Origin of the sequence: Levilactobacillus cerevisiae (assembly GCF_003946245.1) — a bacterium.
GTDB classification, from domain to species: Bacteria; Bacillota; Bacilli; order Lactobacillales; family Lactobacillaceae; genus Levilactobacillus; species Levilactobacillus cerevisiae.
Genome location: NZ_RHNN01000022.1, coordinates 1 through 13,310 on the forward strand (window position 1 = coordinate 1; position 13,310 = coordinate 13,310).

Below are 13,310 nucleotides of genomic sequence, written 5' to 3' on the forward strand. Positions count from 1 at the left end.
CATTCTTTGATTATACAAAAATATCCGTTGCCAGTAATCAAATTCATTTGATTACCAACAACAGATATTTTAGAACCGTTAATGCTCAGGACCTAAGCGGCTCGCTCCGCACTCTTTTACCACAAAAAACGCCCCCAGACCTGCATCCGGGAGCGTTACTTGATTTTAAACGTAAATTAGTTGGCTTATCTAAGCTATTTCTAGTTTAGTACCAGCCGTTTGCTTGCCAGAAGGCTTGGGCTGCTGTCCATGAGCCGTAACGGGAAGCAACGTATGAGTTGGCTACCTTTTCTTGGTTGGCAGCTGAGTAGTCGCCGTTCAAGTAGGAAGAGCTCAATTGGTACTTGCCAATGTATTGGCCATTAGTTGCTGAGTATGAACCGCCAGATTCCTTGTTAGCGATCCAAGCCTTAGCACTTGCGTCTGAACCAGACACGCCAGTTGAAGCAGTCGTGCTGCTTGATTGGGTCTTGTTGGTCGTTGCTTGGCTAGTTTGGTTGTAGCTCTTAGTAGAAACGCTTGCTGAACTCGTGGTTGCGGCTTGCGTACTGTTAGGCACGTTCAAGGTTTGACCCACGTAGATCAAGCTGGAGTTGCTGAGGCTGTTAGCCTTTTCGATAGCACTAACGGATGAATCGTACTTGTTAGCTAATGACCAAACAGAATCCCCCTGCTTGACCGTAACGTTTGAATCGGCGTTGGCCGTTTCGTTAGTGGCGAAGATACCGGCGCCGACAACAGCAACCGTTCCTAATGTCGTAACTAAAGCTTTTTTGATATTCATAATAGATGAATGTCCTCCTTTGTTTGCTTAACGGCTTTTAGAATAACCGATGGTTGTGTCATTTAGGTTGGCGTTACGTTACGCCAGTATTAAGAAAAATATTACAGTATGACATTTCGTAATATTTGTAACCCTGCTGTCATATAAAGCGCTTTTTCGGCCCCTTTTTTGCCCATTTTGGTCGAAACGGGGCTGGTTTTTAAGTGCTTCTTGCACTGAATTTCCCCAAAAATTTGTCATATTTCATGAAAATTCGATGAAATTCTGACTTTTTTACGACGATTTTCATGGTTCTGCTTATTAACAGTTAAGTAAAATCGGTCGATTCACCTCCAAATTCCGTCGCCAAATCCGGAAAATTTTAGACAATTCTGGCCGCAAAAATAAAAGCAATACTCACCAGCCATCAGTGAGGTAGAAAATAAATTTCGTTATATTATAGTAGAAACTGATCAATTACCTTGCCCTTAACCCAACAATTAACCGCTCCCAACTACCGCAAAGACGCCTGCCCTAAGTAGCCAACTAAGCTCTCGCACTGTCTCAGACGCTAATTTAAGCTGGAACGCTGTGGGTACTCTAAATTGGCCTCACTGACCCCCACCTAGACCGTGCCTCATTTTAATAGACAAACGTTGCCAGTCCAGCGATGGTTAGGGCAATATCATGGTAAAAACCAGTTGTAACCGGAGGAGGCCAGAGATGCAGGCAGCTGTGACGACGGCGTTAGCTGAGTGATCTGCTCAGGTTACGCCGTGGGACGCGTTTGGAGACCGGTGCTCTTTACCGGGCTTCAAACCGAGCCGGAGGACCGCTCCTCAGGCCGCAGGCGGTCCCCACAGCAGCCGGAATCTCTGGCAGCCGCAGGTGGCAAATTTCGCCTAATTTTATGGCTTGAATCTCTGTTAGCTGGGCCGTGCAACTTCTTTGGGATTTTACGTAAAAAAGCTAGCCGGCAGTGATGCACCGGCTAGCTTCACAGGTCAGACGTTATTTTTCAACGTTCTTCCCGTCATATTCATCAATCATGATTTGCTTCAATTCGGAAACGAGTGGTTCGCGTGGGTTAGCGGTCGTGCATTGGTCTTCGAAGGCCAGTTCGGCTAATTTGTCGACGGCTTTATCGAAGTGGGCCTTGTCTACGCCGTTCGCCTTCAAGCTCAAGGTAACGTCAACTGAGTGAGCCAAGTCGATAATCTTGTTGACTAAGGCTTCCTTCAGTTCTTCCTTGGTCGTTCCTGGCAAGCCGAGGTAGCGCGCGATTTGCGCGTAGTCTTCGTCAGCCCGGAAGTATTCGTACTTAGGCCACATGGTCAGCTTCGTTGGTTCCTTGAAGTTGTAACGGATCACGTGTGGCAAAGTGATGGCAATGGCTAAACCATGAGGCAAGCCAAATTCCCCACCCAGTTTGTGGGCGATTGAGTGGTCAACCCCGAGGAAGGCGTTGGCAAATGCCATCCCGGCCAGCGTTGACGCGTTGTGCATTTCTTCTCTGGCAGTGATGTCGCCGTTGTAAGAGTTGGTCAGGTTGTCCATCACTAATTTAATAGCTTGCAGAGACCATGGCCGCGTGTAATCTGACGCCATGTTTGACACGTAGGATTCGATGGCGTGGGTCAAGACGTCCAGTCCAGAGTAAGCAACGGTCTTCTTAGGAACCGTTTCGATAAACTGGGAGTCCACGATTGCCACGTCAGGGGTCAACGCGTAGTCGGCCAGTGGGTATTTCACGTGGGTCTTGGAGTCGGTGATCACGGAGAATGGCGTGACTTCAGAACCAGTCCCAGAGGTCGTTGGAATCGCAACGAATTGGGCCTTGTGTGGCTTGTTAAACTTGTAAGCCCGCTTCCGGATGTCCAAGAATTTCTGCTTGGCGCCGAAGAAACTTGCTTCTGGGTCTTCGTAGAATAACCACATGTTCTTGGCGGCATCCATGGCGGAGCCCCCACCTAAAGCAACGATCGTGTCAGGCTTGAACATCCGCATCTGTGTGACCCCACGGTTAACCGTGTCGGTCGTTGGGTCGGGTTCAACGTCGGAGAACAGGGAGTATTCGATGCCGTCTGGTTGGCGCTTCAGTTCGTTCAGCACCGTATCGATGTAGCCCAATTCAACCATCGCTGGGTCGGTCACCAGGAAGACACGCTTGATGCCAGGCATGTCGTCGAGGTAACGGACGGACGTCTTTTCAAAGTAAACTCGAGGTAATTTAATCCACTGCATATTATTTCGCCGCTTTGCAATCGTTTTGATGTTCAACAGGTCAAATGAGGAAACGTTATGGGACACGGAGTTCTTACCCCATGAACCGGTACCTAAGGTCAATGAAGGCACCATTTCGTTGTAGAGGTTCCCAATCCCACCAATGGCGGATGGCGTGTTGACCAGTACCCGGCTAGCCTTCATCTTGATACCAAATTCGGTAGCTAAATCGTCGTCCATGGTGTGGATGGCAGCCGTATGGCCCAGCCCACCGAAGTGTAGCAGTTGGTCACAGAGGTCAAAGGCATTTTCCTTGCTGGTCGCCTTGTAAACGGAGATCATTGGGCATAACTTTTCTTGAGACAGTGGGAACTTAGGACCAACGCCGGTGATTTCAGCAGCGAGCACCTTGGTGTCAGCTGGAATCTTGATGCCGGCCATGTCAGCGATTTTCTGAGCGGACATCCCGGGAACGGGGCCCTTAACGCCGCCTTCTGGCTTGAACATGGCTTCGGCTAAGGCCTTTTCGTCACTCTTCTTAATGAAGAAGACGCCGCGGTCTTGCATTTCTTTCTTGGTTTCCGCGTAAATTTCGTGGTCGATGATGGCACTGTTTTCAGAAGCACAGACCATCCCGTTATCAAACGTCTTGGATAAGACGATGTCGTAAACGGCCCGCTTGATGTTGGCCGTCTTTTCAATGTAGGCTGGACCGTTACCAGGACCGACCCCTAAGGCTGGCTTCCCGGTTGAGTAAGCGGCCTTGACCATGCCAGGACCACCGGTAGCCAAGACGCTGGCAACCATGGGGTGGTTCATCAAAGCAGTAGTGGCTTCGATGCTGGGCGTTTCAATCCAGGAAATAACGCCTTCAGGTGCACCAGCGGCGATGGCAGCGTCGCGAACAACTTTGGCAGCCATGACGGATGACTTCTGGGCTTGTGGGTGAAAGGCGAAGATGATTGGGTTCCGCGTCTTCACAGCAATCAGCGACTTGAACAACGTGGTTGACGTTGGGTTGGTAACGGGGGTAACCCCAGCTAAGATCCCCAGTGGTTCAGCAACGGTAATCAGTTGACGTTCGTGGTCATCCTTGATGATGCCGACCGTCTTATCTTTCTTGATTGAGTGCCAAATTTCTTCGGTCGCAAACATGTTCTTGATGGCTTTGTCTTCCATAACACCCCGACCAGTTTCGTCGAAGGCCGCCTTGGCCAACTCCATGTGGTGGTCCAGCCCAGCAATCGCCATTTGATGAACGATGTGGTCAACCTTTTCTTGGTCGAAGCTGTCCATCGCACATAAAGCGTCGTGGGCTTTAGCAGTGAGGCGGTCGATCATTTGGTCCACCGTTTCATTGCTTTCTACTTTTTTAATTTTTGAATTTTCTTTCACGTCTTTTAACATTCTTATGCCTCCATTTTTGAAAACACCTTGTTAACTTCTTCACGAGATATATCATATCATGATTTTGAAATTCCGCAAGCCCTTTTTGTTAAAATTATCACAATTAATTCGTTCGCCTGCTTAACCCTATCGCAGCAGTACTTACAGCTGTCTGAAATGTAAGCGCATACATGCTCGTCAAAACTTTTTCACGGTAAATAAGGCTGTGAATTAAATCACGACCCAACCTTTTCATTTTCATAGTTAGCCGTAAAAACAGGCTAACCACAAGAAATTTTATGCAGCGGTTCCGGCAGTTAACGAAGCAGAAGCAAACATTCAGCTATTTTCTTGCCTGGCATCCCCAGGATTATGCTAAAGTAGTAGTTATGGAAGCCCTTTATTCTTTCAGGCATAAGTATAGAAAGTTTAAGGCGGCGAGGAACATGGTAACCTGCAAATCACATTACTCAGTGGTACGAAGCAAGCTTGAAGCCCGCCTTAGGTTCCGGGCGGCCACCACAGCCTGACGACCAACACAACTACCATAACCATCCCCACCAACCAAGGACCAACGGCAGAAAACGTTCAGAAACAAATATCCGCCACGGTATCATCAACGGATCCGTGTCAGCCGCAGGGGTGTTGAAAATAGGTTAAGCCGTGGGAGTTATCTTAGCGGCGGGGGCTTGGCCGCTTAGATAACTGGTAGCTTTGTGACACGCCCCTAAGTGGCACAAAGCTAAGCCTGAAGACCGCCTTCCAAGCTTCGGGCGCCCGCCCACAGCGTTCCGACCTATTTTCAACGCCCCGGAGGCGGAAGCCGCCATCAACCAAACACACCACCCTAAGGACCAACGGCAGAAAACGTTCAGGAACAAATATCCCCCGCGGTATCAGCAATGATCCGTGTCAGCCGCAGGGGTGTTGAAAATAGGTTAAGCCGTGGGAGTTATCTTAGCGGCGGGGGCTTGGCCGCTTAGATAACTGGTAGCTTTGTGACACGCCCCTAAGTGGCACAAAGCTAAGCCCGAAGACCGCCTTCCAGGCTTCAGGCGTCCGCCCACAGCGTTCCAACCTATTTTCAACACCCCGGAGGCGGAAGCCGCCATCAACATAACCAAAATACATAAATATTTGTTACTGAAAGGAGTTGAGGACTGTGCAGGCATGGCAGTTCTGGCGGGACGCAACCCGTCACTTTTTCCGACACTGGGGCAGCTACGTCACCCTGGTCTTCGTCACCAATCTAGTCATAAGCTACTTAGCGGTACCCGCCTTCACCTGGCTGACGGCGGCGCTGATGCAGTGGCAAAACGTGCCCTACGTGTCGTACACCAACATCGGCGCGATTGCTCTGAACCATCCCATCGCCATCATTGGCTTATTACTAATTTTATTAGCGGTCGTCACCCTGATCTACTGGCAATTTGCCTACCTATTGCTGGGGATCATTAACATTCGGAACGGCCGGCCAGAAACGACCCGGGCCGTGCTGGGCGACACCGTGCGCAGTATCGCCGGCGCTTCACCGAGCACGTTCCTCTTCTTTATTGGCTACTTCATTATTATCATTCCGTTTGGGAGTGAATTGTTTACGACGCCGCTCCTCAACAAGGCAAAAATTCCGGCGTTCATCGTCAGCTACCTGATGGCCAATCCCATCTGGGCGGTGCTCATGGCCATTTTTTACGTGGTTGCGGCCTACCTGGGGATTCGACTCATTGCCGTGTTACCGTTGATGATGATCGACCACTACCACAGCCGCGAGGCCATTCGCCTGAGTTGGCAGCGGACCCGCCGCAATTTTTGGAACTACTTTAGCAAAATTATTGTGACGTTGGTGCTGGTCAGTATCGCCGTCTTTATCATCTACGCGGCGCTGTACCTGGGGCAGTTGCTGTTTGATAAGACCCACTTCGGCCTGATTGCGGCGACCGCCAACCTTTTCTTAATGGAAGTTATTACGGAATTTATCGTCTGCTACTCAACGGTGCTGTTCATGATGGTCATCCTCAGCAGTCACGACGCCCACCAACGGACGCCACTCTCCCTGTTTAGTTTCCGCGAGCCAGCGAAGACCAAGCTGCGGACCCGACTCCTGATTACGAGCGGACTGGTCATCATCAGTGCCGCGTTGGTTGGGTTTAACCTGATTTATCTAAATGGCCTCGCCATGAGTAAGCCCCTGACGATTGCGCACCGGGGCGTCGACAACGGCAACGGCGTGCAGAACACGATTCCGGCCATGGTCAAGACCAGCAAGGAAAAGCCAGACTACGTGGAAATGGATATCCGGATGACCAAGGATCACCAGTTTGTGGTCATGCACGATGCCAATTTGAAAGCCCTGGCCAACATCAATAAGTCCGTGTCCAAAATGACGCTGAAGCAGCTGACCCAGGTGACCGTCACCGAAAACGGCTACCAGGCCAAGGTTCCCAGCTTCAACCACTACCTGAACACGGCAATCAAGCACCACCAGAAATTACTGATTGAAATCAAAACGGGCGGTGCGGATACCAAGGACCTGCCCGAGCGCTTCTACCGGCAGTTTGGGAGCCGGATCATGGCCAACGGCGAGCAGGTGCACACGCTCAGTTATAAAATTATGAATAAACTGAAAAAAGAGCACCCGCAGCTGTTTGTCAGCTACATCATGCCCTACAACCTGACGTTCCCGCAAACCCGGGCCAACGCCTATACCATGGAATCCACGACCTTGAACGACACCTTTATCGATCAGGCCGACCGCGAGCATAAGAAGGTTTATGCTTGGGATATTGATACCGTCACCAATTTGGACCAAATGATGTTCATGGGTGTCAACGGCGTCATCACCAACAACCTGTCCGTGATTCAACAAGAAATCAAGGACAACACGGATCATCCGAGCTACGCCAACTTACTTTTGACGTTTATGAATGATTTGTCGTTGGAGACGCAGACGCAATAAGCACAGTCATATAAGCGCGTAACGACTTGAAATGCGGGTCGTTGCGCGCTTTTGGATTGCTCGGCAGTAATTGTCTCGTGGTAAGCGCAGGCTATTCCTTCGACAATGCCTGGCCAAGCCAGTATGCTTAGCTTATTTATAGGAGGAGGTTTCAGGATGACACCCAAGACGCGCACAATTTCAGTTAGAGTTACCGCCGATCTCAAGGAACGGGCCCAAAAACAGTTAGCCAGGCAAGGACTCACCCTATCAGCGTTCATTCGTCAATCCTTGATTGTGGCGGCTAACAATGAAGTGGTTAGCTCTGATTTTTACGACTCACCCACAGCCCTAGCAGCCAAAGCGGAAGCCGAGGCCGGTGAAACTGAAACTATCGGCTCTCTGCAAGACTTAGGCGACTGGCTGGCAAGTCTTGATGACGCACACGACTAGCCACACTTTAACCTCACAGGCCCCGTCATGCAAAAAACACCACTCCCCAATCAGGAATGGTGTTTTCATTATTTCTTCTCAATTTTACGAATCGGCCGCTTGATCAAGCGTAACAGCTTTTCCGATTGCAGGCGGGAGACAACGGCGTCCACCGCGACCTGCATTAATTTTTCGTTCAAATCCTTGGCCGCTGGCTGAACCTGGTCCTCGCCTAAATGGTGGAGGCGGTCCTCCAAGCTGTCGATGAAGTTGTCGTAGGCCTGCTTGGGATAATCGCCGGCCGTAATCTGGTCAATCCCCGAGCGAACCGTATCCGTCTGAAACATGGGCTTCAGGAGGCTGATCATTAAAATATCGGTCAGCTGCATGGTCTGATACTTCTTCTTCACTGGTGCCAAAATGACGTTGTGTTTCACGTAATTGTTGATCATCGCTGGCGTAATCGTGTCGACACCCAGCGGTCCCAACACGTCGTTGATCAGCGCCGTCACTTGGTCCATATACAGGTCAAACTTCGGCAAATCGTCCCACCGAGGTAACTTAACGCCGTGCATCTGGTGTTCCCACCGGGTATATTGATTGAAATCAGCCATGTCTTTTCCCTACCTTCCCGTTTCTACTTTCGATTATAACATATAATCTAGTCCTAGCGACTAGCTAAAACATAAAACCGGCAATTGACCTAGCGCCAACGTATGCGACTGAGAATGCGATGGCCCAAACCGTCCTGAACCAGGACAAAGACCGGCACGACGCTGGCCATTAGTGGCAAATATAACAGAGCTAATTTCCAATTTAACAGGCCGACCAGTGAGAAAATTGGCCCAAAGAAGATGAAAATCACGGCGAACAATCCCGCCATGAGGGCCACCAAGCCCACTTTGAAACGGTTGAGCGGCCGCGCCACCATCACCAGGGCGTTGAGACTGATCAATCCCGTCATCAGGACGCTCAACGTAGACGTGGTCGCGAAGCTCAGGTTGAATTGGGTGCCGAACGCCATGATGACGAGGATGTAGCCCACGACACAGACGGCGGCCGGTGCGGCAATTTCCATAACTTGTTTCATAAACCGCCCGGCAATCCGCGCATAGTTGGGCTGTAGCGCCAGGAAGAACGTGGGGATTCCGACCATCAGGGAGGAGATTGGCGTGAGCTGAATCGGTTCAAACGGGTAACTGCGACTCATGAAAATGAAGATCAACGTGAGCGCCACGGAATACATGGTTTTGATTAGGAAGAGTGACGCCACCCGCTCGATGTTGTTGATGACCCGGCGGCCTTCGTTGAGGACGTTGATCATCGCGTCAAAGTTGGAGTTGACCAGCACGAAATCGGCCAAACTCTTGGTGGCTTCACTCCCGGAGGCCATCGCGATACTGCAGTCGGCCTGGCGCAGCGCCAACAGATCGTTGACCCCGTCCCCGGTCATGGCCACCGTGTGCCCCGCCGTTTGGTAAGCCTTGAACAGCTGCTCCTTTTGTTGCGGCGTGACCCGGCCGAATACGTTGTAGTCCGCTACCAGTTGGCCGTAGTCCGGATGCTCGCCCACCTGGCTCATATCGACCAGCTGTTGGGCACCAGCGATCCCCGCCCGGTCGGCAATGCTGGCTACCGTAACGGGATTATCTCCAGAAATGACCTTTAACGCCACGTCCTGGTTGGCAAAGAAGCCAAAGGTATCCTTCGCCCGCGGCCGCAGTTCATCGGTAATCAAAATCAGGCCGCAAGCCCGGGGATTGGTCGGCCGTGGGGAGGTTAGCGTGTCGGCCGTCGCCAGCAAGAGCACCCGGTAGCCCTGTGCCGCCAGCGCTTGAATCCGTTGTTTCACATCCGTTGGGACCGTTTCAAAAATGAATTCTGGCGCACCCATAATCGTGGGCTGGCCGTCCAGAATGGCGCCACTCCATTTACGACCCGAGGAGAATGGCAAGACGTCACTGGCCGTCACCGTGGGCGTCCCGTAGGCGTTCTGCACTGCTTGGGCCGTTTCGTTATCGTCACCCGTGGCGGCGACCAATTCGGCGAGGCGCGTCTGCAGCGTTGCCTCAGCGGTGCCATCGAGGGATTCCACCCGGTCGAGTTGGAGCTGGCCGTTGGTGATGGTCCCCGTTTTGTCTAAACACAACACGTCGACTCTGGCGAGCGCTTCAATTGCGGGCAGCTCCCGGACTAAGACGTTGTGCCGTCCCAGGGTGAAGGCGCCGGCCGCCAACGCCACGGACGTCAGGAGGACCAGGCCCTCCGGAATCATGCCGACCATCGAGGCCACCGTTCCCAAAATAGCACGGTTCTGGCTCTGTCCCCGTAGCATGGAGGAGATGAAGAGCGCGGCACCCAGCGGGATAATGGCAAACGTCAAAACTTTAATAATCCGATTAATAATGTGGAGTAGCTGACTGGCGCTCCGCCGTTTTTGCTTGGCCGAGTGCGCCAACTGTTTTACAAAACTGCCGTGGCCCACCGTGGTGGCTTGCACCAGGGCCCGGCCACCGAGAATCACGCTCCCGGAAATCAGGTCATCGCCGGTCGCCTTTAAAATGGGCGTGGCTTCCCCGGTAATTTGGGATTCATCGACTTCTAAGCCCGCAGTATCGCGGATACAACCGTCAACCGGCAACTGATTGCCGCGGTGTAACTCCAGGAGGTCATCTTGGACAATTTCATCTTGATGGCGCGCCGCCACCTGGCCTTCCCGCAACACATCGATGGTGCCTTCGGACAGGAGGGCGAGCTTATCCACCTGGCGTTTGGACCGGACTTCTTGGAAGATCCCAATCCCGGTGTTGACCACCACGACGCCTAGAAACAAAAGGTTTTTATAGCTCCCGGTGAACAAAACCAATCCACCCAGGAGGACGTTGATTAAATTAAATAAGGTTAATAAATTGTCCCGAAATATTTGTTTGACACTGCGAGTCAGCGGGGGTAAGGGGTCATTCTGTTGGCCAGCTGCCACCCGTTGCGCAACTTCAGCCGCCGTTAATCCCTGGTCTGCCGGCGTTTCATAACGTTCTGTTGTGGTCATCTTCCCCGTTACCTCCATTTCCTTTGATTTGTTCTTGTGGGTTAAAACCGTCCGCCTCCGGGAGGGTGAAAATAGGATCGGATCGCTGTGGGCGACCCGAAGCCTAAACTGATTGTGCTGACCGTTCCCGGCGGCGAGTTCAAGGTGCCCTGCTGTGGGGCCCGGCTCCAGCCTGGGGTGCGGTCTTCCACCTCGACTTGAAGTCTCACTGAGAACCGTGAGTCTCCAAGGTCGTCCCATGGCCTAAGCTGAGAAAATCACTCAGCTAATGCCATCGACACAGCTGGGCACCTTGACTCGCCTCTGGTCACTCACAGGGATCATGCCAATTTTTGTCGAGGTAACTGGCGCTGATCCTATTTTCACCTGCCCTGCGGCTCACGCTTATTTACCCCCCAACGACGCCAAGTATGTGTCTATCTTCAGCTTTTTCTGTCCGTAAATTGTGACAGCTCGCAGCCTCGCAAGCGACACGTGAACAGAACACTTCACTCCCACGTGATTACACCCCTATTGTACTAGAAAACCAGGTGTCCCGGCCCCTAATTCGTTCAGTTCTGGGCAATCTTTTAGAGAAACGCAAGTATTTTTGCTGCGGGCATCAGTAACCCTTTGGGCGCTAGAAGACTACAATGGACCTGAGAGGTACCTGCTTAACTGATTTATTTCAAATTCTTCAAAGGGAGTAATATTTTGAATCACAAATCATCAGCAGTCATTCTATTTATCCTTTACCTGATTCTTCTCGGCTGCATGCTGGCCAAGCAAAACATGTTGGCGATGTGGCTCATGACGTTTGGCATGTTGCTGGAGGCCAGCATCAACCTCTACGACCAATTCCACCAGCATCGGTAAGCGTTGTCATTTGCGGCTGAATAGCCTAATATAGTAGATATACGCTGGTTGCGGGTTTCGTCGCCACCTGGACCCTTTTGGTGGCTAAATCTATGTGATACCGCAACTATTCGCGACGACATTTTCCACTAATCAGACCATCATTCACCTACACAAATGCTATGACGGCGGCCCCGGTCGCCAAGAAGGAGAGTTTTTAATGACACCCACCAAGATTACGAATACGATCAAACTGGCCGATGGCAACCGCATGCCGGTCATGGGCTTTGGCACTTATAAAATTGGTGATCAAGCAACCATGAACACCACGATTGACGCGGCCTGGAACGCTGGCTACCGCATGTTTGATACGGCCATGATGTACCGCAACGAAGACATTCTCGGCCCCGCTTTGCAACAGGTCGGCATCCCCCGCGAAGGCGTCTTTCTAACCAGCAAGGTTGCCGAAGTGGTCCAGGGTTACGACCGGACCATGAAGGCCGTGGAAGGCTCGCTCAAACGCCTGCAGACCAACTATTTGGATTTACTATTGGTGCACTGGCCCGTCCGCGAGTACTTTTTCGACACCTGGAAGGCCATGGAACAGCTGAAGGCCGATGGGCTGGTCAAATCGATTGGCGTGTCCAACTATACCATCGCCCACTTGGAATTGTTGGCGACGCAGGCCAAAGAAATGCCGGTCGTCAACCAAGTGGAATACCACCCCTACCTGAACCAGCAGGCGCTAAATGATTACGATAAAGAAAAAAACATCGTCACTGAAGCCTGGAGTCCACTGGGTCGCCGGGCCGTCCTGGACGATCCAATGATTGCCAAAATGGCCAAGCACCACCAGAAATCCGTGGCGCAAATCATCCTGCGGTGGGAACTGCAACACGATTTGATCACCATCCCCAAGTCCACTCATCCCGAACGCATCACCGAAAACGCCGAGATCTTTGACTTCGACTTGAGCATTGATGAAATGACCATGATTGATATTTTAAACAAGAACGAGCGGACTGGGAACGAACCCGAAATCGTGTACGAAACCGGGAAACAGTACTAATCGTTGCCGTGGAGATTAAACTAGTCGTTGATGGCGCCTCCGGGCTGGTGAAAATGAGACCGTAACGCTGTGGGCGAACTGAAACCCAAGTTGGGCGGTCATTGCCGTTCCCGACGGCGAGTTCAAGGTGCCCTGCTGTGGGGCCCGGCTCCAGCCTGGGGTACGGTCTTCCGCCTCGACTTGCTGGGCACCTTGACTCGCCTCTGGTCACTCACATGGGTGGCTTGAGTTTCTTTGAGCTGATAGAGGAGCGGTTCTCATTTTCACCAGCTCTGCGGCTCTCACTTGTTTAATCTGGGGCAACGCTAACTACTGTCAGTCAAAGTAAATTCGATACCAATTAAAAATAGTCATCAACCTTTCCGCAACAGGAGAGGTTGATGACTATTTGTTTACATATCATTTTATAAATCTCGTCATGTCGGCTAGACGCAATCCCACTTGTCCAACCACACCACGGTGCAATCCGCCAACTCAAACAAGTGCTGCCACCAACGCACAGTCATAGCCGCAGGAAGCCAGGGACGGAGCCAGCTGTGTCGAGGGTGTTAGACCGAGCGATATTCTCGGCCTTACAGCCTGGGGCAACCTTTGAGACGTGGTTTGTGGCTCAAAGTTG

At 51.6% G+C, this 13,310-nt stretch carries 9 protein-coding genes; 5 read left to right on the forward strand and 4 right to left on the reverse strand.

Annotated features, from left to right (window positions below; translation table 11 throughout):
- The coding region (locus tag EKM99_RS16000; protein WP_225419838.1) for a hypothetical protein at nucleotides 1-209 on the forward strand (209 nt) is incomplete at its 5' end.
- Here EKM99_RS16000 and apf read toward each other — a convergent pair.
- Nucleotides 206-784, reverse strand: a complete 579-nt coding sequence (gene apf / locus EKM99_RS10745) for an aggregation-promoting factor (protein ID WP_125583422.1) — start codon at nucleotides 782-784, stop codon at nucleotides 206-208. The genes EKM99_RS16000 and apf overlap by 4 nt on opposite strands.
- 990 nt (nucleotides 785-1,774) lie before the next feature.
- The gene (gene adhE, locus EKM99_RS10750; protein WP_125583423.1) at nucleotides 1,775-4,393 is read right to left on the reverse strand and encodes a bifunctional acetaldehyde-CoA/alcohol dehydrogenase; all 2,619 of its coding nucleotides are present in this window, start codon (nucleotides 4,391-4,393) and stop codon (nucleotides 1,775-1,777) included.
- Nucleotides 4,394-5,534: 1,141 nt separating this feature from the next.
- Here adhE and EKM99_RS10755 point away from each other — a divergent pair.
- Together EKM99_RS10755 and EKM99_RS10760 are read left to right on the forward strand one after the other, a co-directional pair.
- Nucleotides 5,535-7,328, forward strand: a complete 1,794-nt coding sequence (locus EKM99_RS10755) for a glycerophosphoryl diester phosphodiesterase membrane domain-containing protein (protein WP_125583424.1) — start codon at nucleotides 5,535-5,537, stop codon at nucleotides 7,326-7,328.
- 156 nt (nucleotides 7,329-7,484) lie between these two features.
- Nucleotides 7,485-7,760, forward strand: coding sequence for a YlcI/YnfO family protein (locus EKM99_RS10760; protein WP_125583425.1), 276 nt, complete (start codon nucleotides 7,485-7,487; stop codon nucleotides 7,758-7,760).
- Between the two features lie 68 nt (nucleotides 7,761-7,828).
- Here the strand turns inward: EKM99_RS10760 and EKM99_RS10765 are convergent, their stop codons facing one another.
- Together EKM99_RS10765 and EKM99_RS10770 are read right to left on the reverse strand one after the other, a co-directional pair.
- The gene (locus EKM99_RS10765) at nucleotides 7,829-8,353 is read right to left on the reverse strand and encodes a DUF1836 domain-containing protein (protein WP_125583426.1); all 525 of its coding nucleotides are present in this window, start codon (nucleotides 8,351-8,353) and stop codon (nucleotides 7,829-7,831) included.
- 89 nt (nucleotides 8,354-8,442) lie between these two features.
- Nucleotides 8,443-10,788, reverse strand: coding sequence for a cation-translocating P-type ATPase (locus tag EKM99_RS10770; RefSeq protein WP_125583427.1), 2,346 nt, complete (start codon nucleotides 10,786-10,788; stop codon nucleotides 8,443-8,445).
- A 693-nt stretch (nucleotides 10,789-11,481) separates the two neighbouring features.
- Here EKM99_RS10770 and EKM99_RS15845 point away from each other — a divergent pair.
- Both EKM99_RS15845 and EKM99_RS10775 read left to right on the forward strand, forming a co-directional pair.
- Complete coding sequence (locus EKM99_RS15845; RefSeq protein WP_164511591.1) at nucleotides 11,482-11,643, forward strand: hypothetical protein; 162 nt, start codon at nucleotides 11,482-11,484, stop codon at nucleotides 11,641-11,643.
- A gap of 199 nt (nucleotides 11,644-11,842) precedes the next feature.
- The gene (locus tag EKM99_RS10775) at nucleotides 11,843-12,691 is read left to right on the forward strand and encodes an aldo/keto reductase (RefSeq protein WP_125583428.1); all 849 of its coding nucleotides are present in this window, start codon (nucleotides 11,843-11,845) and stop codon (nucleotides 12,689-12,691) included.
- The last annotated feature ends 619 nt before the right edge of the window (nucleotides 12,692-13,310 follow it).

What these genes read in the sequence shown, in the direction of transcription:
- apf (WP_125583422.1), bottom strand. Translation starts at nt 784, where the DNA reads ATGAATATCAAAAAAGCTTTAGTTACGACATTAGGAACGGTTGCTGTT.
- adhE (WP_125583423.1), bottom strand. Translation starts at nt 4,393, where the DNA reads ATGTTAAAAGACGTGAAAGAAAATTCAAAAATTAAAAAAGTAGAAAGC.
- EKM99_RS10760 (WP_125583425.1), top strand. Translation starts at nt 7,485, where the DNA reads ATGACACCCAAGACGCGCACAATTTCAGTTAGAGTTACCGCCGATCTC.
- EKM99_RS10765 (WP_125583426.1), bottom strand. Translation starts at nt 8,353, where the DNA reads ATGGCTGATTTCAATCAATATACCCGGTGGGAACACCAGATGCACGGC.
- EKM99_RS10770 (WP_125583427.1), bottom strand. Translation starts at nt 10,788, where the DNA reads ATGACCACAACAGAACGTTATGAAACGCCGGCAGACCAGGGATTAACG.
- EKM99_RS10775 (WP_125583428.1), top strand. Translation starts at nt 11,843, where the DNA reads ATGACACCCACCAAGATTACGAATACGATCAAACTGGCCGATGGCAAC.